The following is a 21,840-nucleotide window of genomic DNA, read 5'->3' as shown; positions in this document are numbered from 1 at the left end:
TCCGGCAGATCTCAGGGGCCGTCGCCGAGCGCCTTGCGCAGGAGCACGGCGAGGTCGGCCCGTTCGTCGGCCGACAACTTTGCGAAGAACTGGTCGCTCTGCTCGGCCCTGCCCTGCTCGATCTGCGCTCGCAGTGCGCTGCCCTCATCGGTCAGCCGGAGGACGATCGCGCGGCGGTCGTCCGGATTGGGCGCCCGAGCCACCAGCCCGCGCTGCTCGAGCGCATCGACGACCTCGGTGGCCGAGCGGGGCGCGATTCGCAGGTGCTCGGCGAGATCGGACAACCGCAGTCGTCCCTCGGTGCAGTGGCGGGCGATCACGCCGAGGGCGCGCGCCTGGTGCGGGGAGAGGCCAAACGGTTCGAGCGCCACGGAGCTCAGTCGCCGCAACGTGCGCGCGGCGTGGATCGTCAGCTGCGTGAGGCTGGCGTCGTCGTCGATCTGTCTCACCCGGTCAGCATACCGGGGAATTGACTGGTAACAACATAGTGAGGTAACCTCACCAACGTCGAATCAAGAATTGAGGTGACCTGAATGACGGTCACGACACGACCCGTGGGCCGCGGCGGCCCACCACCTGGCACCCGCGCGAGCCTGCGCAAGAAGCCCGAAGATCTCGACCAGCTGGCGGAGCATCCGGTCAGCATGCGCCGCGTCGCAGGGCTGTTCACGCCACATCGCCAGTCGATGGGCGTCGTGGTCGCCCTGATCGTGGTGACGTCGCTGATCGGCCTGGCGAACCCCTTCCTGATCAGACGATTGATCGACGAGGGGATCCCGCAGCACAACGTACGACTTGTGGTGCTGCTCGTCGGCGGCATGCTCGCGATTACGATTGTCAGCCAGATCCTCGGCGTGATCCAGACCTGGCTGTCGACCAAGGTCGGCCAGAGCGTCATGCACCGACTGCGCACCCAGGTCTTCGGTCACCTACAGCGGATGCCGCTCGGCTTCTTCACCCGCACCCGCGGCGGCGAGCTGCAGTCGCGACTGACCAACGACATCAACGGAATGCAGTCGGTCGTCACCGACTCGGCCACCTCCATCGCCACAAACGTGACGACCTCGGTCGGCACCGCTGCCGCGATGGCGCTCCTGTCCTGGCGGCTGTCCCTTCTCAGCCTGCTGATCCTGCCTCCGGCCATCTACCTGACCCGCAGGGTCGCTCGTCTGCGCCGCACGATCCAGACTCACGCCCAGCGCGCCCTCGCCGACATGCAGACCCAGATCGAGGAGTCGCTGTCGATCAGCGGCGTGCTGCTGAGCAAGACGGTCGGCTCCGGTCCTCAGCTGTCCGAGCGGTTCACCCAGACCTCGCGCGAGCTGACCGATCTCGAGGTGGCCTCGCAGATGGCCGGCCGCTGGCGGATGGGCACGCTGGCCATCGTGTTCGCCGCGATCCCGGCGCTGATCTACCTGGCGGCCGGCCTCCCCGCGACCGGGGACGGTATGACGATCGGCACACTTGTCGCCTTCACCGCGTTGCAGTCGGCGCTGTTCCGCCCGGTCATCGGCGTGCTGAACGTCGGTGCCCAGATCGTCACGTCGATGGCGCTGTTCAGTCGCATCTTCGAATACCTGGACCTCCCGGTCACCATCGACAACCCGACGGATCCCGTCGCGGTGGACGTGGCTTCGGCCGCGGGCGAGGTGCGCCTGGACAAACTGTCGTTCAGCTACCCCGGCGCGGACCGGCCGGCAATCGCCGACCTCGATCTCGTCCTTCCTGCCGGGCAGCGGGTTGCTCTGGTCGGAGCGACCGGCTCCGGCAAGTCGACCCTCGCCGGGATGGTGTCGCGGCTGCAGGACCCCGACCACGGCGCCGTACGCATCGACGGTGTCGATCTGCGGGACATGCGGCTCTCCGACGTCGCGGCCCTGGTTGGCGTCGTCTCACAGGAGACCTACCTGTTGCATACGACCATCTTGGAAAACCTGCGTTACGCCCGCCCGGACGCGACCGACGACCAGGTGGTTGCGGCGGCCCGGGCCGCCCAGGTGCACGACCTCATCGTCGGCCTGCCGGACGGCTACGAGACCGTCGTCGGCGCACGAGGCTACCGCTTCTCGGGAGGCGAGAAGCAGCGAATCGCGTTGGCTCGCACGATCCTTCGAGACCCGCGTGTCCTGGTGCTCGACGAGGCGACCAGCGCGCTGGACAACCGCACGGAACGCGCCGTGCAGGCCGCCCTGGACGAGGTCAGCGCCGGTCGCACCACCCTGACCATCGCCCACCGGTTGTCGACGGTCCGCGACGCCGACCTCGTCGTGGTGCTGGCCGACGGCAAGATCGTGGAGCGCGGGACCCATGAGCAGTTGATGCAGATCGGCGGTGCGTATGCCGACCTGGTAGCCGCGCAGGGTCAGGACGCCCGTGCGGCGGTGTCGGTGTCGGGGTGAAGCGACCGGCAGGGGAGCCCATAGCAGGTTCCAGACCAGCTTCCATAGGATCGTTGACATGCCGACCGAGATGTCCGGATTTCCAACCGACGAGAGCACCCGCATCACCCTCGACAACTGGCAGGAACCGTCGAGCGTCCGGTGGGCATTTCGTCATATGCGCGAGCTCATGGGCAGCCATCGCATCCTCGCCGGCCCAACCGTGCGCCCGCTTCCGGAGGGTCCTCCGGTCGAGCTGACCTCGGTGACAGTGCCGCGCCTGACCAAGGGCGTCCAGACCGTGCAGGACGTCGTCGACACGACGCACACCGACGCCCTCGTGATCCTTCACGACGGCGCGGTCGTCGCCGAGCAGTACGCCGACGGCCAGGACACCGACACCGTCCACCTGATGATGTCCTGCTCGAAGTCGATCGTCGGCTGCATCGCGGGCATTCTGTCCGACCGGGGCCTGATGGACCCGCAGGCTCCCGTCGTCGATCTGGTCCCTGAGGTTGCCGGATCCGGCTACGGCGGCGCGACGATCCGCGATCTGCTCGACATGCGCACCGGTGTCGCGTTCTCGGAGGCGTATACGGATCCCGACGCCCAAGTCCGAGTCATGGAACGCTCCATGGGCTGGCGCTCGCCCGGCGAAGGCGACCCCGTCGGCGCCTACTCCTACCTTGCAAGCCTTGGTCGAGAGAGTGACCACGGTGGTGCCTTCACCTATCGTTCTGCGGACAGCGACATGCTCGGGTGGGTCTGCGAGCGGGCGGCCGGCGTGCGGATGGCCGACCTCATCTCCGATCTGATCTGGCGCCGCATCGGCGCCGAACGGGACGCGGAGATCACCTGCGACACCGTTGGCACGGCGGTCCACGACGGTGGGGTCTCGGCCACGGCCCGTGACATGGCTCGGTTCGGGCAGATGCTCCTCGACAACGGGTTCGTCGACGGCTCACAGGTCGTCCCCGCGAGCTGGCTGCACGACGCATACAACCGCCCTGCTGATGTGCGAGAGGCATTCACGGCGTCGGACAACGAGGTGGTCCTGCCCGGGGGTTGGTATCGCAACCAGTTCTGGTTCGTTCCCGGTGGTGAAGCAGTTGCGTTGGTGTGCCTAGGGATCCACGGCCAGATGGTCTTCGTGCACCCGTCGACTCGCGTCGTCGTGGTCAAGCAGTCGTCCTGGCCGGCGGCCCAGGACGTGGACCATCTCGTCGACACCCTCCGCGCGTTCCGGCTGCTCGCCCTTGCCCTCGCCGGCCGCTGACTCGCCCCGGTCTCGGCGGGTCTACTTCACGTAGGCAATCGGCATGACGGCCGGCGCATCGCTGATCGGCTCAGTGACGTACCTCGACCGGATCGCCTCGATGAAGGTGCGGCACTTGGCCGTCAGCCCCTCGGCGCTCTGCATCCGCCCCTTGGTCACCAGGATGCCGAGGTCCGCGCCCTTGAAGCGGTAGTCGCCGGCGGCATACACTCGCAGGAAGAAGGCCTCGTCCTCCGTCGTGATGTCGTGCCAGTCGGCGCTCACCGACTGAAAGGCGAACGATCCGTCGTCGTCGAGGTGCCAGGTGCCCGTCTGGGGCGCGGCGTGGATGAGCTCGATGCCGTCGCCCGGCTCCTTCATGATGAGTTGCGACCACACGTCGACCGCGGCGAGGTCGTGCCACCGGGTGTTGATCTCCTCGACGTCGACGACGTAGTCGACGTCCATGAACTCCAGAAGGTGGAAGAGGAAGAGCGGCACGTCGGCATACGCACCGGCGGTGACGTTGGTCATCGAGGAGGCGCCGGAGATGCGCGGGTTCAGCTCGCCGAGGTAGACCTCGTCCGTGGCGAGGTCCACGAGCACGTCGATCTCGAGGAAGCCCTTGTAGCCCTCCTGCGCCAGCCGGTCGCCGAGCCTGCGGACGTGCTCGATGGCGTGCGACCGCTGTTCCGGTGTGAGGGCCTCGGGGAACAGGTCGTTTCCACACCAACCGCCCTTGTATGGCGTCAGCTCGGGGTACCCCGTGAGGTCGACCATGAACGGTCCGACGATCGTGCCGTGACGCGTGATGCAGGCTTCGACGGCGACGGCCTTGTTGTCGATGCGCTTCATCACCTTGAGCTCCTGGCCGACCATGTCCGCCGCACTCTTGTCCCAGTCCTGCTGCGAGGCAACGAAGAACGTTGTCTTGCCGGAGTCGCCGTAGGGGGTCTGGACGACGAGGTCGGTGCCGAGCTCGTGCTCGATGGCGAGGGCGGACAGGCTCTCCCAGGAGTCGGCTCGGCCCAGGAAGTTGGGCACCGAGGGAGCGCCGGCCTCGTTGCCGAGCTGAGTCGTGACGATCTTGGAGTCGAGGCGGCGGCGCAGCTCGTCCGGCGGCAGGATGAGGTCGTATCCGAGCTCCCGGCACAGCTCCTCCGCCTCCTCGTCGAAGAAGACCATGGCGATCATCGGGCGTCCACCTCGGCTCTTGAGGTACGCCTGCACCTCCGGATCGCGCAGGAGGTAGTTGTTGATCTGCTCACTGGACTCGAACTCGACATACGGCTTGTTCTTCGGGGTGAAGACCCGCGGGTGGCCGCCGTCCCACGAGTCGTAGTACGTCACGTAGCGGAAGTTGCGCACCCATCGATCGATGCCGAGCAGATTGAAGGCCGTCGGGCCGAAGAAATAGATCGGCTGCTCATTGGTCCGGAAGAACGTGCGGATCTCGGGTATGCCGTTGAGCTGTCTCTTGAAACTCATGCCGCGTCCTCGGGTCGATGGGTGGGTTGGCGATCGGTTGAGGTCAGCTGGCGGCAGTGCTCCAGGTGTGCGTCGTCGAGGCGTTTCGTCGGATCCCGGCGGCCACGCCCGGCAGGCCCCGGCCGGGTCGGGCGCTGAGGTGGGGACGACGGGCGGTGAGCGAGCCGCCGATGGTGTCGCACACGCGGAGGGTGTCCTGGGTGCGGCTCAGGTCGACCGCCTGCGGCCAGTGCGAGAGCTTCACACAGACGGTGCGGGTCCGCCGGCTCACGTGGACCAGCTGCCCATGGATGCCGATGCACAGCAGGACGTCGCCGTGGGCGCCTGGTCGAAACCACATCTGGTTCCGGTACCAGCCGCCCGGATACGCCAGTTCGCCGGGGGAGTCGATGAAGGCGGACCGGATGTCGGAGTCCACGCCCCAGGAGTCGCGTAACCACCGCGCAGGGATGACGGTCCGGTGGCCCGTGTCCGCACCGTCCGCGACGTCGGGCACCGTGCCGCCGTCGAGGAGCATCTGCCCGAACCGCGCGAGATCCCGAGCCCGGGCCGCGAGCCCACCGTCGTGAATCGCGGATCCCTGGCCGTCGCAGGAGATGTAGGCGTCGGCCTCTGCCCCGATCGGCTGCCACACGAGGTCCGACATGAGCGACGCCATCGGACTGGCGGTCGCGGCTTCGCAGACCCACCCCAGGACGTCGGTATCGCTGGACCGGTACCGGAAGGACCCTCCGTGCGGCCGCTCCTGCGGCAGGGTTCGCAGGTAGGCGTGCAGGCCATCGTCGACGACCCGTCGCTCCATCTCGTTGAGGTCTGACGACGGGTCCGAGTAGGCCTCGACGAAGCGGACCCCACTACGCATGTCGAGCAGGTTGCGCAGCGTCGCGTCACCGTAACCGGTGCCGGCCAGCTCGGGTACGTACGCGCAGACCGGCGCGGTGGGGTCGAGGACGCCGCGCTCGGCGAGCACGGCGACGACGCAACCGACGACCGACTTCGTGACCGAGAGCACGGCATGGCGTTCGGTCTGCGCGCCGTCGTGCGCATACTCCTCGTGGACGATGGCGCCGTCCTGGAGGACGACGAACGCGTCGGTGTCCGTCGCCTCGAGCACCGTGCGCACGGTCGTCTCCGAACCGTCCTGACGGGTGACCGGGAGCGTGTCGACCGACGGCTCGCGAGCGGCCGTCGGCAGCGCGCGCACCGGCCCAGTTCCCCTGCTGACAGTTGCCGTGGGCGCCAGCTCGTCGAGGTGCCAGACCGCCCACGCCCCGTGCGGTGCGTCGAGCCAGTTGTCGCCGTTGGACCCCGAGATCCGCTGGGCTGGGGGCAGTGACGACATGACGCGAATTCTAGGCGATCGTCGCGCCAGCGTCATCGGATCAGGAGCGCGGGACCGGTGAGTGGCTGTTGCCGCATGGCGGACGTCTACCGATCTGCTTTGGTCAGGTTTGCGGGTCGATGATCAACGATCCATCCGGTGCCGCAGGCCGCAATCGAGTTCGAGGCAGACGACGTCGAGTCTGCGGCGCCGACGGCGCTGCTTGGTGTCGCTGCCGACGGTTCCTGTGCAGCCGTTGCAGCTCGTTGTCGAAGATGGCCGCTCTCACTGTGAACCTCGAGCGTGAAGAGGCACCCGCTGGGATCACCGAACCGAGACACCGGCGTACAAATTCGATGACTCAGGGTTCGTTAAGCAGCCGCGCGACCCGTTGTGCCTGCGCTTTCGAGGTGGTGGTGATCTGGAAGTGTGGCGTGGTGATCGGCTCCTCGACGATGGGGGCCGAGAGCACGGTCCCGTGGTTGACCATCGCCAGCTGCTTCCCAACCGTGGCTCTGGTGGCGCGCGTGAACGTCGCCGCCTGCTGCTTGGTGAGGTCGGCGTGGACCTGCCACTGCCCGTTGCTCTCGCCGGCTGTTGCCTTCATCGGCGAGTGGAACGTGCCGGCGAGACTGATCAGCCGGAGACAGCCCTTGTCGTAACGCAGCACCGCGCCGAGCGTTGCGTGGCTGGCTGGGTGTGCCGGGCACGGTGCGTCCTTGGCCTGCCACAGCGTGGTCGGATGTTTCGACGCCGAGGCGGCAGGCTGCGCACCGTGACCCTGCGGGTCGCCACCGTTCGACCGCAAAGAGACGCCGATCGCCACTCCGGCGACGACCACTGCCGCGCCCATCACGGCGGCCGCAGTCACCAGGACCCGCCGAGATGGGCGTCGCCGTCGAGGCGCTGGACCGGTGCCAGGTGCCTGCTCGGAACGGGCGGACAGCGTGTCAGCGCGTCGTTCCAGCTCGGCGAATGCCTCGTTGAGCGTGCGTAGGGTGCTCATCGCTCCTCCGGAATCGACGTCATGGAAGGTGCTTCCTCGGTGATGCGCAGCGTGGTCAGGGCCCTGCTGATCTGGCTGCGGACGGTGCTGGTGCGACAGCCGAGCTCGGCGGCGATCTCGGCGTCCGGCAGGCCCGCGTAGTAACGCAGCACGACCGCTGCACGCTGTCGACGTGGTAGCCGGCGCAGCCGTCCGATCATGGCGTCGCGCTCGGCGTACTGCTCACTGCTGTCGGCGGTGGCCGTCGACGAACGCTCTATGTCCGAGGTGGGTGTGGTGCGGAGTAGGCGGCGTCGCCAGGACAGGTAGTCATTCACGATCATCCGGCGCACGTAGGCATGTGGGCGGGCCAGCGAGTCGATGTGGTCCCACCGCTCGAACGCGCGGCCCAGCACGTCGCTGACCACGTCGTCGGCCAGCCATGCCTGCCCGGTCAATACGGTGGCAAATCGCAGCAGGGAGGGTCGTTGTTCGCGTACGTACTCGGTGAACTCCATTGCATCCCTTCGTGCGACATCTTGACCCACTAACGGACAGACTGCACATAACGCTGCACGTCGGCCCAAGGCAATTTTGGACGAAGCACCGTGAACTGACCACGTGCGATCAAGGTCGCGGCGTGCCACTGCTGACCACGCGAGCCTGCCAGAAGTCGCGGCTCACGACCTCGTCCGGCCCTGACCCGCGGGCGAGTAGGTAGGGGCACGCACCGGTTTCACAACGATGCCGCGGTATGTCACGCGGCCATCTTCACGCGAAAGCAGACGAGCCACTCCATCCGGTCACTCTCCTGCGACGGCCAGCCGAGAACTCTGCGCTTTGCCCAAATAAAAGTAGTGCAGCTCCGGAGATGCTTGCGCTGCCGACAGGGCTGGTCGTCCAGCTAGAACTCGTCGTCATACGCGGATCGACATACGACGAATCCGTCTCTAGGAGGACGGCGCTGGAGTGGCCCCGTTGCCATCTGCGCAATCGGCAACGAGGTCCTGGCGTAGTGAGGGCGAGTGGCTCCTGACCCTGAAGCCAAGGTCAGGGTCATCCCGGATGTGCCGACGCCGGGATTCTTGACAGGCTCGATGCATGATGTCGACCAGGCTCGATGTGCCGGGCGCAATGCAGGACAGTCGAGCCGGTGCGAGGTTCGCCCTGGCGGGTGGATTCGTCGGGCTGTGCTATGCCGCGATCAGTGTCTACTGGGGTGTGGGCGGCGCCCTGTTGCTGGACACCGTCGGCGGCTCCCTGGAGAGCGGCGGACGCGCCGGGGACATCGGCGTGATGCTGCTGCTGTGGATGGCGGTGGTCCTGAAGCTGGTCGCCGTGGCTCTGCCGTTGATCGTGGTCTATCGACACCGCGGTGCACGCTGGCAACGTCTCATCGGGGCGCTGGCCTGGACGAGCGGCGGCATTCTCCTTCTCTACGGGCTGGTGCTGACCATTGTCGGTCTGCTCGTGCAGGTGGGTGTCGTCGCCGCCTCCGCCACGGCCGATCAGCACGCCTTGGCGTGGCACGCCTACCTGTGGGACCCCTGGTTCCTCCTATGGGGACTCCTCACACTGGTCGCCCTCCACAGCGTGCGACGCGGTGATCGGAACGTGTAGCCGCGAAACCATCCGATCACCGAAATCGACATCGACCGATTGAGCTCGCCATCTTCTTGCGGAACGGTGCGCTGTGCGGCCGAAAAGCGAAGGGGCCCATGTGCAAGCCGATGTCGAAGATGGGTCATTCCAAGAGGCGTTGCGCACGCACTTCGGCGAGTCGGTCTACGTTCCGTCCGACGCTGAGCGGCGAGCACGCGGTCGAGGATCTGTGCCGCGGCCGAGACCACTACGCGCGGATCAAGCCTGCACTGAGCGAGGACTTCGCCGACGCGTTTGACATCGTGCTCTCCCGTATCAGGGCCTTTCCGCACGGCGCGCCACCCGTCGACGGGTTCCCCGGCCTGCGACGGGCCCGAATGCGGCGATTCCCGTACGGAGTGTTCTACCACGACACCCCGACCAGAGTCCCCTCATCCTCGTCGTCCGTCCTGCGCAGCCCCCGCGACACCGGCCGGCACCTGACCAATGACCACATCGCGCGGATCAGGTCTTGTCGATCAACAGATCGTCAGTGGCGAGAGTCGGCTGAAGGCAGGAGGGCGTCTTCATCGGATGCTCGAGCGCCGCGCCGATTGCCAGCCCATCAACGGTGATGCATCTATCGCCGGACGAACAAGATTGGTGGCGTACTGACATGATCGCGCGCAAACGGATGGACGTTGAGAGTGACGTCAGAGTTCATCGACAAGTGGCTCGGATGTTCGCCGACGTAACCAGTGTCGGGTTGCGCATCGCGCTCCGATCGAACTGGCCGGTGCCGAGCCCCGGGTCGCTGTGGGGCATCACCTTGCCGACCTCGTGCGGCTGGACCAGGATCCGTATGCCGTGCCGTCGGCACAGCTGGGGTGGCTGATGGTGCGTGCGACCCTCGGGCGGCAAGGTCGTCCACGCCGCAAGGTGTGCCAGGATCACAGTCGTCTCTGCCGCCCAGCCGCTCAGCTCGTATCGAAACCTCTTGACACGTCGGGTCTTGGCTTGATGCCCGGGTTGTGGGCGCACCTCTCCCCTGGGAGGGTCAGGCGGTTTGCGCGTGGTCCGGTGGTGCGCCTGGTCGGTGGGTCAGCGGGTCGTCCGGGGGTAACGGTTGGGTGGGCATCCTTCCGGGTACCAGGTCCCACACGACCTCGGTGTCGCCGATCTCCCCCGCCTCGCTGCGCTCCGTGCGGGCGGTACCCCACTCCCGGGAACGTGCATTCGCGGTCTCGGTTGACGATCGCCTGGCGTGGCGCCGGGTGGAAACACCTCGTGGCTCGGCCGATGTCCAACGGTTGCGACTGAGTGCCGATCACCATCGGCACCAACCGGGCGCTACAGGCCAACGCCCGCGCCGTGCCCGCGTCAATGATCTGCCCCAGGGCGGTGACCGCGTGCCCCGCGTTGACCAGCGACCCGATCAGCACCGATAACGGGATGGTGATCGTGGCCTTCACCGACGCGCGGCCCCCGTCGGATTCGGTGGCCCGCTCCGCGGCATTCACGATCTCTCCCCCGCGTCGCTTCGCTGCGTGCGGGCGGTACCCCCACCCAGGGCGTCCGCGCGGCGCTTACCCGGCGACCGCTGATCCACCCCGTGCGTGCGAGCCGGCTTCCCATCCAGAGCCAGCGCGTCCTCCGGCACCACATCTCCGTCACTGGTGGTGCCCGGCCGCGGTTTCGCCAGCGCTTCGATCGCGTGCGCGAACACCGCCGCATCACCGGGTGACAAGTCCGCTCTCACCCGGGTCATCCCTCCGGGCAACTCGACCCAGGACAGCGACTCGTGTTTGCGGGCCGCCACCTCATCGGTGGGGGCCTGGTCCCCGCCGTAGGCGGCGATGATCTCCTTCGACAAGTCCCGCAACACGCCCGTCGGGCAGTGGTCCGCCAACACCAGGTAATACCCGAGCAGCTGTTCCCACGACGCGTCCGGCAACACCAGGCGCACCCGCCTGGCCTCCCGCACGCTGGCGTGCACGCCACGCACCGTGACCCGACCCGCCACCAGGATCCCCCGCAGGCACGCGTTGGCCGGATCCGTGATGATCCGCGCGACCCGCGCCACCCGGGACGCCTGACCCGGCTCCAGACAGGGCGCCATATCCGTCAACCACTGCACCGGAGACCCCGCATCCGACGCGTCGACCACACCCCGGGTGATCGCATCCGCGAGGACGAACACCTGCGCCCGCTCCGCGCTATCCGCTACCAGCAGGAGGTCACCCATCGTGCCGGTCAGCTGCCCATCACCCAACTGGTAGGCCGCCCGCGCGACCCTCATCACCGCCGGGGCAAGGTGCGTCACCTGTTCGGCCGCCTCCAGGCCAACCCCCGGCGCCACCGCGTCCCCCTCGCCGGCGCCACTGCACCCCGGGCCGGCCAACACTCCCGCACCCGCCGAGGACCGATACTCCGACAGATCGATCGGGCACACCCTGGCATCCAACGCCTCCCGCGCTGCCCTCTTGAAGACTTCCCCACCACTCATACTCGGTCATACGCCCTATCGAACACATGTGTCAAGATCGCAGATCGCACAACAGCCGGGCTGGGTCATCGGCGCCAACTGGGCGGCCGTCGCTGGAGCACTACATGTCCGCCGAGGTGTGTCGTCACGCTGGGCCTCGAAGAGGGCGATCCGTGCCTGGGAGGGGCAGCAGTATGCCGCGTGGCAGGCCCAGCAGCATGGCGCGGGGCGCGCCGGCCAGTCCGGACAGCGGCCGCCGCCCGGCACCGGATGGCGGTAGGCGATGATCGACGCTAGTCCTTGCCCGAGTTGAGCACCCACCCACCGCACGCCATGAGGAGATGAGTGCAGATGAGACCACGGCGTCGCGGAGTGGCGATGACGGTCATCGGCGCCCTGATGCTCGTCATGCTGGCGCCGGCTGCTGCCGTCATCGGCATCCTCATCGGAGTCAAGGACGGCATCGGCAACATCACCGGCGCACCGGTGGTCGCCTCCGGGCACTCCCGACAGCTCACCGCGGGCCGGGAAGTGATGCTTTTCTCGTATGTCGGCCGCAGCTCCAACGGCAACGGCGTCTCGGACTCGGCGGGTAGCCGCCCGGCTTCCGGGACCTGCCGGGTCACCGACAGCACGGGCAGCGCCGTCGACGTCACGGGGACGAGCAACGTGCACATCACCCGCGATGGCGCCGAGTACGCCGGGGCCGGCCACTTCACCGCCCCCAAGGACGACGCCTACACCATCACCTGCGGAAGCCACCCGGCGATGGTGCTCGACGCCGACGTCGCGAACCATCTGCTGCGCAAGATCCTGCTGCCCATCGGCATCGGCGTCGGTGTCGCCATCCTCGTCGGGCTGATCGGCCTGGTGCTGCTGATCGTCGGCATCGTGCGGATCACCCGGTCGAACCGCGCGATGCGCGAGTTCGATCTGCAGGGCGCGCCCGCGTATTCGGGTGGCGGGCCCGGTTACGACCCCTACCCGCCCCAGGGCCAGCAGGATCCACCGCCTGGACCCGATCAGCCATCCGAGCCGAAGTTCTGAGCAGCACCACAGTTCGCAGCCAGTTGAGAGGACCCCCATAGATGACGCAGTCCCACGAACTCGTGGTCGGTTTCGACCTGGACATGACCCTGGTCGACTCCCGAGTGGGCATCGTCCGGTGTATGCAGCACACCCTCGGCCGACGCGGCGTGACGGTCACGGCGGAGCAGTTGTGGCCGCTGGTCGGTGCACCGCTCGAAGACAACCTGGGCGGCTTCCTGCCCGAAGACCAAGTGCAGCAGGCCGCGGACGACTACCGCGCGGCATACCTGCGGCTGGCGATCGAGCCGACGACCGCGCTGCCCGGCGCCCACGATGTCGTGCGGGCCATCCACGAGCGCGGCGGGCGGGTGATGGTCGTCAGCGCCAAGAATGCGCACGCCGTGCGGGTCGTGCTGGAGCATGTGGGGCTACGCCCGGATGTCGTGTCCGGGGACCGGTTCGCCGAGCAGAAGGCGGTGACTCTGCGCGAGCACGACGCCACCATGTACGTCGGCGATCACGCGGGGGACATGCGTGCGGCTCGGACCGCGGAAATCATGGGCATTGGCGTGCTGACCGGACCGCACGACGACGCGACGTTGCGTGCTGCGGGCGCCGACGAGGTGCTCGAGGGCTTACCACAACTGGTGGCCCGGCTCGACGAGTTCGGGAGAGCGCGCCAAACGCGTTAGTCTTGCGCCGGATCAACATACTTTGAGCAAGTAGGTGAAACGTGCCATCCGGCAAGGTCAAGTTCTTCGACTCCGACAAGGGTTTCGGATTCGTCTCAGGCGATGACGGGCAGGACGTCTTCCTGCCCTCCAGCGCGCTGCCCGCAGGCACAACCGCGCTCAAGAGCGGGACACGGCTGGAGTACAGCGTGGCCGAGGGGCGCCGTGGGGCGCAGGCCCTCAGCGTGCGCCTCCTCGATCCGGCGCCGTCGCTTGCCGCTCGACACCGCAAGCCGGCGGACGAGATGACGGTCATCGTCGAGGACGTCATCAAGCTCCTCGACGGGGTCAGCAACGGGCTGCGCCGCGGCCGCTACCCGGATCACCGGCAGGCCACGAAGATCTCAGCAGTGCTGCGCGCCGTCGCAGACGATCTCGAGGTCTGACATGCCGACGAAGGCTGCCGCCAGGCCCAAGGCCGACAAGGCCCTCGTGGATGCGGTCGACCTGGCTCGCGAGGCGGCCGTCTCGATCGCTGAGCCGGGCACCGTCGGCGACCACGTTGCGGCCGAAATGGTCGGCGAGCGCCTGGCCATGCACTACTTCCAGTGCACCAGCAAGGGCTACGTGGGGTGGCTCTGGAGTATCTCGCTGGCGCGGGCACCGCGCGCCAAGGCGGTCACCGTCTGTGAGGCCAACCTGCTGCCTGGTGACGACGCCGTGCTCGCTCCGGAGTGGCTGCCGTATGCGCAGCGGCTGGCTCCGGGGGATATCGGCGCCGGCGACATCACGCCCTACCTCGACGACGACCCGCTGCTGGAGCAGGGGTTCGAGGCGACCGGCGACGAGGACGTCGACCAGCTGGCGTTCTTCGAGCTGGGGCTGGGCCGTACGCGCGTCCTGTCGGCCGAGGGTCGCGAGCAAGCGGCGCAGCGGTGGTACGACGGCGAGCACGGACCGAGCGCCGCTGTGGCGGCGCAGGCCGCCAAGACCTGTCAGACCTGCGGCTACTACCTGCCGATGCCGGGTGTGCTGCGCCAGGTCTTCGGAGTCTGCGCCAACGAGTGGTCGCCGAGCGACGGCAGTGTCGTGTCACTGGACCATGGATGTGGCGCGCACAGCGAGCTCGACGTCGAGCCGCCGAAGTCGGAGCACGTCGCAGCCCCGGTCCTCGACGACCTCGCCGTCGACGTGCTGCCGGTCGATGACCACAAGAACGCGGCCGAGGCCGACGACCAGGCCTGACCCAACGGTAGGCAGACGCATCAGATCTGACGCGTTCTGCCTACCGTTGACGGCCCGGCTCAGCGCTTGTCGCGCCAGCGACGCTCGAACGGCAGCCGCCAGGCGTGTGGCGCGATGAGCTGGTGGACCTGGTTCGGCCCCCAGGTGCCGGGGGAGTAGGGCCGCACCGGCTGCGGGTTGTCGAGCAAGGCCTGGGAGATCTCCCATACCCGCTCGATGCCCTCTGCGGCCGTGAACAGCGTGTGGTCGTCCTGCACGGCGTCATAGATCAGGCGCTCGTAGGCTTCGAGCGCCGAGCCGGCCCAGTCGACTTCCTGCAGGTCGAACTGCATCGACAGCTTGTCCAGGTGGAAGCCGGTGCCCGGCCGCTTGCCGTAGAACGACAGCGACATCTTGGACTTGTCCGCGAGATCGAACGTCAGGTGGTCCGGACCGTTCTGTCCCACGCCGGAACCACTGGGGAACATCGACTTCGGCGGTTCCTTGAAGGCGATCGAGATGATCCGCTGACCCTCGGCCATCCGCTTGCCGGTCCGCAGATAGAACGGCACCCCCGCCCAGCGCCAGTTGTCGATGAAGCACTTGAGGGCGATGAAGGTCTCGGTCTCCGACTCCGGGCTCACGCCTGGTTCGCTCCGGTAGCCCTGATACTGACCGCGCACCACATCAGTCGGCTCGATCGGTTCCATCGAGCGGAAGACCTTGTTCTTCTCCTCGGTGATCGAGCGTGGCTCCAGTGCAGTCGGCGGCTCCATCGCCGTGAAGGCGAGGACCTGGAAGAGGTGGGTCACCACCATGTCGCGGTAGGCGCCGGTGCCCTCATAGAACGACGCGCGGTCCGACAGTCCGAGGGTCTCGGGCACGTCGATCTGGACGTGGTCGATGAAGTTGCGGTGCCAGATCGGCTCGAAGAGGCCGTTCGCAAACCGGAACGCAAGGATGTTGAGGGCCGCTTCCTTGCCGAGGAAGTGGTCGATGCGGAAGACCTGCTCCTCCGAGAAGACCTCGTGCACGGAGCTGTTCAGGGCACCTGCGCTCGCCAGGTCCGTGCCGAACGGCTTCTCCATGATGATCCGGCTACGCTCGACCAGGTCGGCTTTGCGCAGGTCCTGGATGACGCTGAGCGCGGCGTTCGGTGGCACGCTGAGGTAGTGCAGGCGCTGTGGTGGACGCCCTTCGGAGTCGGAGTCGGGCATCATCGCCTCGGCCGCGGCCACCGCCTTCTTCAGCGCCTCCGGTCCGGCGCTGCCCGGCACGAAGTCCAGGCGCTTGGAGAAGTCCTGCCATCTCGCGCTGTTGCGGTCGTGCGTGGAGAACTCGTCGATCGCCTGCGCGGCGAACTCGACGAAGGTGTCCTTGGTGAAGTCGTCCAGCGATGTCCCGATGACGCGCAGGTTGCCCAGCAGTTCACTGTCGAACAGGTGCAGCAGCCCCGGCAGTAGCTTGCGTCTGGCCAGATCTCCGGTGGCACCAAAGAGGACAACGGTCGTATATCGCTCAGCCATGCGCTCACCCTTTCGTGAATCGGCCTCCATGGGAAGTACCTGCTCCCGCCCGCCTCAACGACGGACGGGGGGCCTCACGCGGCAGTGGCGTTACCGCGGCCGCGGCGGACATAGAGCCAGGCGACGACGCCCAGGACCACTCCGAAGACGGGCACCCAGGGCCACCAGCCGCGTCCGTCCTGATGCAGGCTCGGCACGGCCAGCAGCACCACCAGCGCCACGACCCACAGCAGCGTGCCGGTCAGGATGAGGTGGTTGACGTCCACCTTCACCGGTTGTGGACGCACCGGGTCGTGCCACTCATCGATGTTCGAACCCTGGCTCACACCCCGAGCGTATCCGCTCGCGGTCACGGCCCATCCCTTAGTGTCCGCGGCGGGGCGGTCACCGGTGTCATGTCGATAGCCATGGGAGTGTCCGCGAACTATGCGCTGGCGATCGCTGCGGGTCTGGGCCTCAACGCCTTCGTCGCCTACTCCATCGCGGCGCTTCCGGGGGGGAGCTGGAGGGAGGCGATGGGGCTGGTCGTGCCCACGCTGCCGAAGTCGATCGTGGCCACACCGGACTTCGGTCTGGTCGCGCGTCGACCTGTTCGGGTCGATCCACAGCATCGGCGCCATCCTGATCGTCTTCTCGCTCGTCCTCGCGGACTTCTTCGACACGATGGGGACGATGGTCGCCATCGGCGGCGAGCGCGGCCTGCTGGACGAGGAGGGCACGCCCGAGGGCGCCCAGCAGATCCTGGTCGTCGACTCGATCGCCGCTGCGGCCGGCGGCGCCGGTGGGGTCAGCTCCAACACCGGCTTCATCGAGTCGGCGGCAGGTGTCGACGAGGGCGCGCGGACTGGCCCGGCCTCGATCGTCACCGGGGTCCTGTTCCTGCTGACGACGTTCCTGGCGCCTCTGATGGAGGTCGTGCCGTATGAGGCCGCGACCCCGGCGCTCGCGTTCGTCGGGTTCCTGATGATGCAGCGCGATCTTCGGAGTCAGCTGGCGACCGCTCAACCGGCGCGACTGCAGTGGTTCCGGCAGGTACTGGTACCGCGACCACCGCACTCGTTGTCGTGGAACCTCAGGCGGTCGGTGTCAGGTCGTCGGCGTCGATGATGCGGTAGGCGTAGCCCTGCTCGGCGAGGAAGCGCTGCCGATGCGCCGCGAAGTCCGCATCCACGGTGTCGCGGGTGACCACGGTGTAGAAGTGCGCGGTGCGACCGTCACCCTTGGGGCGCAGCACCCGTCCGAGGCGCTGGGCCTCCTCCTGGCGTGAGCCGAAGGTCCCCGACACCTGGATGGCGACGGTGGCCTCCGGCAGGTCGATGGAGAAGTTCGCGACCTTGCTGACCACCAGCAGGGAGATCTCGCCGGTGCGGAACTTCTCGTAGAGCTGCTGCCGGACAGTCACTGTGGTCTCGCCGGTGATCAGGTCGGCGTTCAACCGGCCCGCGAGGGTCTCGAGCTGGTCGAGATACTGGCCGATCACCAGCGTCGGTTCATCGCGGTGCTGTGCGACGATCTGGTCCACGACCGGGTCCTTGACCGCCGCGCAGGACGCGAAGCGGTAGCGATCCTCCGGCTCGGTTGTCGCGTAGGCCAAGCGGTCCGTGTCGGGAAGGGTGACCCGCACCTCGACGCAGTCCGCCGGTGCGATGTAGCCCTGGGTCTCGATGTCCTTCCACGGTGCGTCGAACCGCTTCGGGCCGATCAGGCTGAAGACGTCCGACTCGCGTCCGTCCTCGCGGACCAGGGTGGCCGTCAGTCCGAGCCGCCGGCGCGCCTGCAGGTCGGCGGTCATCCGGAAGATCGGCGCCGGCAGCAGGTGCACCTCGTCGTAGATCACCAGGCCCCAGTCGCGCGCATCCAGCAGCTCGAGATGGGTGTATACGCCCTTTCGCCGGTGCGTGAGCACCTGGTAGGTGGCGATGGTCACCGGGCGGATCTCCTTGCGGGCGCCGCTGTATTCGCCGATCTCCTCGTCGGTCAGCGACGTGCGCTTCAGCAGCTCGTCGCGCCACTGGCGCGCCGACACGGTGTTGGTGACCAGGATCAGTGTCGTCGCCTTGGCCTGGGCCATGGCGGCGGCTCCGACAAGCGTCTTGCCGGCCCCGCACGGCAGGACGACCACGCCGGATCCACCGTGCCAGAAGCCTTCGACCGCGTGCTCCTGGTAGGGGCGCAGGCTCCATCCGCTGGTGTCGAGCGAGATGTCGTGTGCCTCACCGTCGACGTAGCCGGCTTCGTCCTCGGCGGGCCAGCCCACCTTGATCAGCTGCTGCTTGATCGCGCCACGCTCGGACGGGTGGACAAGCACCGACTCGTCATCGATCCGCTCCCCGACCATCGGCTTGATCTTCTTGTGCCGCAGGACCTCTTCGAGGATCGGCTTGTCGGTGGAGCTGAGGACCAGGCGTTGCTCACCGTCGATCTCGCGCTTGGCCAGCCGCAGCCGACCGTAGCGGTCCATCGTCTCGGCGATGTCGATCAGCAGCGCGTTCGGCACGGGGTAGCGGCTGTAGCGCACCAGCGCGTCGACCACCTGCTCCGCGTCGTGCCCGGCGGCGCGCGCGTTCCACAGACCGAGCGGAGTGACCCGATAGGTGTGCATGTGCTCCGGGGCCCGTTCCAGCTCGGCGAACGGTGCTATCGCTCGACGTGCTTCCTGGGACTGTGAGTGCTCCACCTCCAGCAGCACCGTCTTGTCGCTCTGGACGATCAACGGTCCGTCCGTCATCTCTCACCTACTTCGTGGTCGACCTCTGAGAGTAACGACCGCAGCCGTCATCCTCTTCCCGACGCCTCTGCGCGCGATGGCACGATGGGCCCATGGGACTACCGCAGGTCGAGCCACTGGGCGAAATGCCGGACCGCATCACGATCTATGAGGTCGGGCCGCGTGACGGGCTGCAGAACGAGAAGTCGGTCGTGCCCACCCAGGTCAAGGCGGAGTTCATTCGTCGGCTTGCGGCTGCCGGCCTCGACACGATCGAGACGACGTCGTTCGTGCCGCCGTCGTGGATCCCACAGCTTGCCGACGCGGCTGACCTGCTCGGCGAGCTCGGTGAGCTGGGCCGTGGGCCGCAACGACCCGTCCTCGTGCCGAACGAGCGTGGGCTCGACGGGGCGCTGGCCCAAGGCGTCGGAGCCATTGCCATCTTCGGGTCGGCCACCGAGACCTTCGCTCGCAAGAACCTGAACCGCAGCGTCAACGAGTCGATCGCGATGTTCGAGCCGGTCGTCCGGCGGGCGCGCGACGCCGGCCTGTGGGTGCGTGCCTACGTGTCGATGTGCTTCGGCGACCCATGGGAAGGCCCGGTGCCGGTCGACCAAGTCGTCGACGTCGCGGCGCGGATGATGGACCTGGGCTGCGATCAGCTGAGCATCGGCGACACGATCGGGGTGGCGACACCCGGGCATGTGCTCGCGCTGCTGACGCGGCTGGCCGACAATGGCATCGGCATCGAGCGCATCGGAGTCCACTTCCACGACACCTACGGTCAGGCGCTGGCCAACACCGTCACGGCGTTGCGCGGAGGCGTGACTGTGGTGGATGCCTCGACCGGCGGGCTAGGGGGATGCCCCTATGCCAAGAGCGCGACGGGCAACCTGGCGACCGAGGACCTCGTCTGGACGTGCAAGGGCCTGGGCATCGAGACCGGGGTCGATCTGGACCAGTTGGTCCAGATCAGCATGTGGATGGCGCAGCAGCTCGGCCGCCCGTCACCGTCGCGGGTCGTGAAGGCGCTCGCCTGTTGACCGGCGTGGGTATCAACCCGGTAGGTCTGCAGGCCGTAGATTTGAGAATGGACACCCGACCACTCTGAGAGGCAAGTTCATGAAGTCCGGCATCACAGCGACGTTCGACGAGAGCGTGCGTCCGCAGGATGACCTCTTCGGCTACGTCAACAACGTCTGGGTCAAGGAATCGAAGATCCCCGAGGACCGAGCGCGCTACGGCTCCTTCGACCGGCTCCGCGAAGAAGCCGAGTCCAGTGTGCGGGCGATCGTCGAGGATGCCGCCGCGAGCGTTTCGCCGAAGGGCAGCCCGTCCCGCAAGGTCGGCGACCTCTACGCGTCGTTCATGGACACCGCCAAGATCGAGGCCCTCGGGGCCGCTCCACTGGCCGCCGATCTGCGGTCCATCCGGGCCGTCCTCGAGCTGTCATCGTTGGTCAAGGAGATGGGCCGGCTGACCCGGCTCGGAGTGCCGTGCGCCGTGGCGCCCTACGTCACCGCCGATGCCAAGGACACCGAGCAGTACATCGTCTACGTGGAGCAGGAGGGCCTCGGGCTCCCGAACGAGTCGTACTACCGTGAGGACAAGTATGCGGAGATCCGGGACCAGTACGTCGCCCACATCGAGCGGATGCTGAGCCTGGCAGGTGTGCGCGACGCCGCGGAGCTGGCCCCCCAGGTGATGGAGGTCGACACCCGAATCGCCTCTGCGCACTGGAACGTCGTCGCGACACGGGACGCGGTCAAGACCTATAACAAGTTCGAGTTCGCCGCCCTCTCCGACCTCGCACCCCACTTCGACTGGACAGCGTGGGCCCATGGGCTGAACGCTCCGCACGGCGGCCTGGACCACGTTGTGGTGCGCGAGCCGAGCTTCCTGCAAGGCTTGTCGGACGCGCTGCGAGACCTTCCGATGGCCTCCTGGAAGGCCTGGTTGTCGTGGCGCCTGGTGAGCGCCCAGGCGCCCTATCTGCATGCCGCCCTGGTCGACGAGAGCTTTGACTTCAACGGGCGGGTTCTGAGCGGCACCCCACAGCTGAAGGAGCGGTGGAAGCGTGGGGTAGAACTGGTCGAAGGTGCTCTCGGTGAGGCCGCCGGTGAGCTCTACGTCGCCCAGCACTTCCCGCCGCGCGCCAAGGAACGGATGGCGGAGCTGGTCGCCAACCTGGTGGAGGCCTATCGGCGCGACTTCCAGACGCTGGAGTGGATGAGCGCGGAGACGCGAGCCCGAGCCCTCGACAAGCTGGCGAAGTTCACCCCGAAGATCGGCTATCCGGACAAGTGGCGGGACTACGGCACCCTCGAGATCGATGCGGACGACCTGGTCGGCAACGTGGAGCGGGCCGCCAGGTTCGAGATGACACGGGAGCTGGCCAAGGTCGGAGAGCCCATCGATCGCACCGAGTGGCTGATAACGCCGCAGACCGTCAACGCCTACTACCACCCGATGATGAACGAGATCGTCTTCCCCGCGGCCATCCTGCAGCCGCCGTTTTTCGACGTCGACGCGGACGACGCGGTCAACTACGGCGGGATCGGAGCGGTCATCGGGCACGAGATCGGTCACGGATTCGACGACCAGGGTTCGCGCTATGACGGTGACGGCACGCTCACCGACTGGTGGACGCAGGAGGACCGCGAACGGTTCGACGAGCGGGCGAAGGCGCTGGTGGCGCAGTTCGACGCGCTGGAGCCGGCGGATGCTCCTGGTCACAGCGTCAATGGCGGGCTGACGGTCGGGGAGAACATCGGCGACCTCGGTGGACTCACCATCGGGCACATGGCCTTTCAGATCGCCAGCCAGCAGCACCCGTCCCCGGTGCTCGACGGGTTCACCGGTGAGCAGCGGTTCTTCCTAGGCTGGGCGCAGGTGTGGTGCGGCAAGGCACGTGAGGCCGAGGCCGTCCGCCTACTTGCGATAGACCCCCATGCCCCGATGGACTGCCGCGCCAACGTGGCTCGCAATCTGCGGGAATACCACGAGGCGTTTGATGTCGAGGCCGGCGACGGAATGTATCTGTCGCCGCAGGAGCAGGTCCGGATCTTCTAGAGCCTGTCTCCTAATGGGTTTTGATGTGGATGATGGTCGCGGCCAGCAGCACGCCGCCGAGGAAGGTGCGGGCGTGCTTGTCGTACCGGGTGGCGATGCCGCGCCACTGCTTGAGCCG

21 protein-coding genes and 2 pseudogenes are annotated in these 21,840 nt (G+C 67.4%); 11 read left to right on the top strand and 12 right to left on the bottom strand.

Annotation, left to right across the window (positions count from 1 at the left end; translation table 11 throughout):
- Positions 1–11 precede the first annotated feature (11 nt).
- Positions 12–449: a MarR family winged helix-turn-helix transcriptional regulator gene (locus tag FGL98_RS20980; RefSeq protein ID WP_222432309.1), complete on the bottom strand. Its 438-nt coding sequence runs from the start codon at positions 447–449 to the stop codon at positions 12–14.
- 84 nt (positions 450–533) lie between these two features.
- On the opposite strand from FGL98_RS20980, the gene FGL98_RS20975 reads away from it, so the two are divergent.
- Complete coding sequence (locus tag FGL98_RS20975) at positions 534–2,399, top strand: ABC transporter ATP-binding protein (RefSeq protein ID WP_146320173.1); 1,866 nt, start codon at positions 534–536, stop codon at positions 2,397–2,399.
- A gap of 58 nt (positions 2,400–2,457) precedes the next feature.
- Entirely contained in the window at positions 2,458–3,654 is a 1,197-nt protein-coding gene (locus FGL98_RS20970; RefSeq protein WP_146320171.1) for a serine hydrolase domain-containing protein, read from the top strand.
- A 21-nt stretch (positions 3,655–3,675) separates the two neighbouring features.
- Here FGL98_RS20970 and FGL98_RS20965 read toward each other — a convergent pair whose 3' ends face one another.
- From FGL98_RS20965 to FGL98_RS20950, 4 genes are all read right to left on the bottom strand, one after another.
- On the bottom strand, positions 3,676–5,121 hold the full coding sequence (locus FGL98_RS20965; protein WP_146320169.1) for a biotin carboxylase: 1,446 nt from the start codon (positions 5,119–5,121) through the stop codon (positions 3,676–3,678).
- Positions 5,122–5,164: 43 nt separating this feature from the next.
- Positions 5,165–6,463, bottom strand: coding sequence for a serine hydrolase domain-containing protein (locus FGL98_RS20960; RefSeq protein WP_186526293.1), 1,299 nt, complete (start codon positions 6,461–6,463; stop codon positions 5,165–5,167).
- A gap of 340 nt (positions 6,464–6,803) precedes the next feature.
- Positions 6,804–7,448 carry a SecDF P1 head subdomain-containing protein gene (locus FGL98_RS20955; RefSeq protein ID WP_146320165.1) on the bottom strand — a complete coding sequence of 215 codons (645 nt, stop codon included), beginning with the start codon at positions 7,446–7,448 and terminating at the stop codon, positions 6,804–6,806.
- Positions 7,445–7,945 carry a SigE family RNA polymerase sigma factor gene (locus FGL98_RS20950; RefSeq protein ID WP_146320163.1) on the bottom strand — a complete coding sequence of 167 codons (501 nt, stop codon included), beginning with the start codon at positions 7,943–7,945 and terminating at the stop codon, positions 7,445–7,447. Before FGL98_RS20950 ends, FGL98_RS20955 begins: the two co-directional genes overlap by 4 nt.
- Positions 7,946–8,528: 583 nt before the next feature.
- Between FGL98_RS20950 and FGL98_RS20945 the strand changes: the two genes are divergently transcribed.
- Complete coding sequence (locus FGL98_RS20945; RefSeq protein WP_146320161.1) at positions 8,529–9,047, top strand: DUF3995 domain-containing protein; 519 nt, start codon at positions 8,529–8,531, stop codon at positions 9,045–9,047.
- Between the two features lie 681 nt (positions 9,048–9,728).
- On the opposite strand, the gene FGL98_RS20940 is transcribed toward FGL98_RS20945, so the two are convergent.
- The 3 genes from FGL98_RS20940 to FGL98_RS26835 are packed head-to-tail and all read right to left on the bottom strand — an operon-like array spanning position 9,729 to position 11,514.
- Positions 9,729–9,962 (bottom strand): hypothetical protein, encoded by a 234-nt coding sequence (locus FGL98_RS20940; RefSeq protein ID WP_146320159.1) that lies wholly within the window; start codon positions 9,960–9,962, stop codon positions 9,729–9,731.
- Between the two features lie 23 nt (positions 9,963–9,985).
- Positions 9,986–10,528 (bottom strand): DUF222 domain-containing protein, encoded by a 543-nt coding sequence (locus FGL98_RS27245; RefSeq protein ID WP_186526292.1) that lies wholly within the window; start codon positions 10,526–10,528, stop codon positions 9,986–9,988.
- On the bottom strand, positions 10,525–11,514 hold the full coding sequence (locus FGL98_RS26835; RefSeq protein ID WP_146320157.1) for a DUF222 domain-containing protein: 990 nt from the start codon (positions 11,512–11,514) through the stop codon (positions 10,525–10,527). The genes FGL98_RS27245 and FGL98_RS26835 overlap by 4 nt, the downstream gene beginning before the upstream one ends.
- A gap of 28 nt (positions 11,515–11,542) precedes the next feature.
- On the opposite strand from FGL98_RS26835, the gene FGL98_RS20925 reads away from it, so the two are divergent.
- The 5 genes from FGL98_RS20925 to FGL98_RS20905 all read left to right on the top strand — a co-directional run bounded on the left by FGL98_RS20925 (position 11,543) and on the right by FGL98_RS20905 (position 14,438).
- Positions 11,543–11,773, top strand: coding sequence for a hypothetical protein (locus FGL98_RS20925; RefSeq protein WP_146320155.1), 231 nt, complete (start codon positions 11,543–11,545; stop codon positions 11,771–11,773).
- Between the two features lie 71 nt (positions 11,774–11,844).
- A complete protein-coding gene (locus FGL98_RS20920) occupies positions 11,845–12,540 on the top strand; it encodes a hypothetical protein (RefSeq protein ID WP_146320153.1) in 696 nt (231 codons plus the stop codon).
- 41 nt (positions 12,541–12,581) lie between these two features.
- Positions 12,582–13,214 (top strand): HAD family hydrolase, encoded by a 633-nt coding sequence (locus FGL98_RS20915; RefSeq protein WP_146320151.1) that lies wholly within the window; start codon positions 12,582–12,584, stop codon positions 13,212–13,214.
- Between the two features lie 41 nt (positions 13,215–13,255).
- The gene (locus FGL98_RS20910; RefSeq protein WP_146320149.1) at positions 13,256–13,639 is read left to right on the top strand and encodes a cold-shock protein; all 384 of its coding nucleotides are present in this window, start codon (positions 13,256–13,258) and stop codon (positions 13,637–13,639) included.
- A 1-nt stretch (position 13,640) separates the two neighbouring features.
- Positions 13,641–14,438, top strand: coding sequence for a DUF3027 domain-containing protein (locus FGL98_RS20905; protein WP_146320147.1), 798 nt, complete (start codon positions 13,641–13,643; stop codon positions 14,436–14,438).
- Between the two features lie 59 nt (positions 14,439–14,497).
- Here FGL98_RS20905 and zwf read toward each other — a convergent pair whose 3' ends face one another.
- Both zwf and FGL98_RS20895 read right to left on the bottom strand, forming a co-directional pair.
- Positions 14,498–15,943 carry a glucose-6-phosphate dehydrogenase gene (gene zwf / locus FGL98_RS20900; RefSeq protein ID WP_146320145.1) on the bottom strand — a complete coding sequence of 482 codons (1,446 nt, stop codon included), beginning with the start codon at positions 15,941–15,943 and terminating at the stop codon, positions 14,498–14,500.
- Between the two features lie 74 nt (positions 15,944–16,017).
- Entirely contained in the window at positions 16,018–16,269 is a 252-nt protein-coding gene (locus FGL98_RS20895) for a DUF2530 domain-containing protein (RefSeq protein ID WP_246136678.1), read from the bottom strand.
- 57 nt (positions 16,270–16,326) lie between these two features.
- Between FGL98_RS20895 and FGL98_RS26520 the strand changes: the two are divergent.
- A pseudogene (locus FGL98_RS26520) lies at positions 16,327–16,918 on the top strand (solute carrier family 23 protein); the annotation flags it as partial.
- A 97-nt stretch (positions 16,919–17,015) separates the two neighbouring features.
- Here FGL98_RS26520 and FGL98_RS20885 read toward each other — a convergent pair.
- Positions 17,016–18,671 carry a DNA repair helicase XPB gene (locus FGL98_RS20885; protein ID WP_146320142.1) on the bottom strand — a complete coding sequence of 552 codons (1,656 nt, stop codon included), beginning with the start codon at positions 18,669–18,671 and terminating at the stop codon, positions 17,016–17,018.
- A gap of 92 nt (positions 18,672–18,763) precedes the next feature.
- Between FGL98_RS20885 and FGL98_RS20880 the strand changes: the two genes are divergently transcribed.
- Together FGL98_RS20880 and FGL98_RS20875 are read left to right on the top strand one after the other, a co-directional pair.
- Positions 18,764–19,693, top strand: a complete 930-nt coding sequence (locus tag FGL98_RS20880; protein ID WP_146320140.1) for a hydroxymethylglutaryl-CoA lyase — start codon at positions 18,764–18,766, stop codon at positions 19,691–19,693.
- Between the two features lie 79 nt (positions 19,694–19,772).
- Positions 19,773–21,722: a M13 family metallopeptidase gene (locus FGL98_RS20875; protein ID WP_146320138.1), complete on the top strand. Its 1,950-nt coding sequence runs from the start codon at positions 19,773–19,775 to the stop codon at positions 21,720–21,722.
- A gap of 10 nt (positions 21,723–21,732) precedes the next feature.
- Here FGL98_RS20875 and FGL98_RS20870 read toward each other — a convergent pair.
- Positions 21,733–21,840 (bottom strand): annotated as a pseudogene (locus FGL98_RS20870) (IS5-like element ISMt1 family transposase); the annotation flags it as partial.

The sequence above is a fragment of the Leekyejoonella antrihumi genome (assembly GCF_007845645.1).
Lineage (GTDB): Bacteria > Actinomycetota > Actinomycetes > Actinomycetales > Dermatophilaceae > Leekyejoonella > Leekyejoonella antrihumi.
This window is presented reverse-complemented; position numbering and strand designations above follow the sequence as displayed.

Coding starts and splice junctions, on each gene's coding strand:
- FGL98_RS20905 (WP_146320147.1), top strand. CDS start 13,641: ATGCCGACGAAGGCTGCCGCCAGGCCCAAGGCCGACAAGGCCCTCGTG.
- FGL98_RS20880 (WP_146320140.1), top strand. CDS start 18,764: ATGGGACTACCGCAGGTCGAGCCACTGGGCGAAATGCCGGACCGCATC.
- FGL98_RS20955 (WP_146320165.1), bottom strand. CDS start 7,448: ATGAGCACCCTACGCACGCTCAACGAGGCATTCGCCGAGCTGGAACGA.
- zwf (WP_146320145.1), bottom strand. CDS start 15,943: ATGGCTGAGCGATATACGACCGTTGTCCTCTTTGGTGCCACCGGAGAT.
- FGL98_RS20950 (WP_146320163.1), bottom strand. CDS start 7,945: ATGGAGTTCACCGAGTACGTACGCGAACAACGACCCTCCCTGCTGCGA.
- FGL98_RS20885 (WP_146320142.1), bottom strand. CDS start 18,671: ATGACGGACGGACCGTTGATCGTCCAGAGCGACAAGACGGTGCTGCTG.
- FGL98_RS20965 (WP_146320169.1), bottom strand. CDS start 5,121: ATGAGTTTCAAGAGACAGCTCAACGGCATACCCGAGATCCGCACGTTC.
- FGL98_RS20960 (WP_186526293.1), bottom strand. CDS start 6,463: ATGTCGTCACTGCCCCCAGCCCAGCGGATCTCGGGGTCCAACGGCGAC.
- FGL98_RS20945 (WP_146320161.1), top strand. CDS start 8,529: ATGATGTCGACCAGGCTCGATGTGCCGGGCGCAATGCAGGACAGTCGA.
- FGL98_RS20875 (WP_146320138.1), top strand. CDS start 19,773: ATGAAGTCCGGCATCACAGCGACGTTCGACGAGAGCGTGCGTCCGCAG.
- FGL98_RS20920 (WP_146320153.1), top strand. CDS start 11,845: ATGAGACCACGGCGTCGCGGAGTGGCGATGACGGTCATCGGCGCCCTG.
- FGL98_RS20915 (WP_146320151.1), top strand. CDS start 12,582: ATGACGCAGTCCCACGAACTCGTGGTCGGTTTCGACCTGGACATGACC.
- FGL98_RS26835 (WP_146320157.1), bottom strand. CDS start 11,514: ATGAGTGGTGGGGAAGTCTTCAAGAGGGCAGCGCGGGAGGCGTTGGAT.
- FGL98_RS20970 (WP_146320171.1), top strand. CDS start 2,458: ATGCCGACCGAGATGTCCGGATTTCCAACCGACGAGAGCACCCGCATC.
- FGL98_RS20975 (WP_146320173.1), top strand. CDS start 534: ATGACGGTCACGACACGACCCGTGGGCCGCGGCGGCCCACCACCTGGC.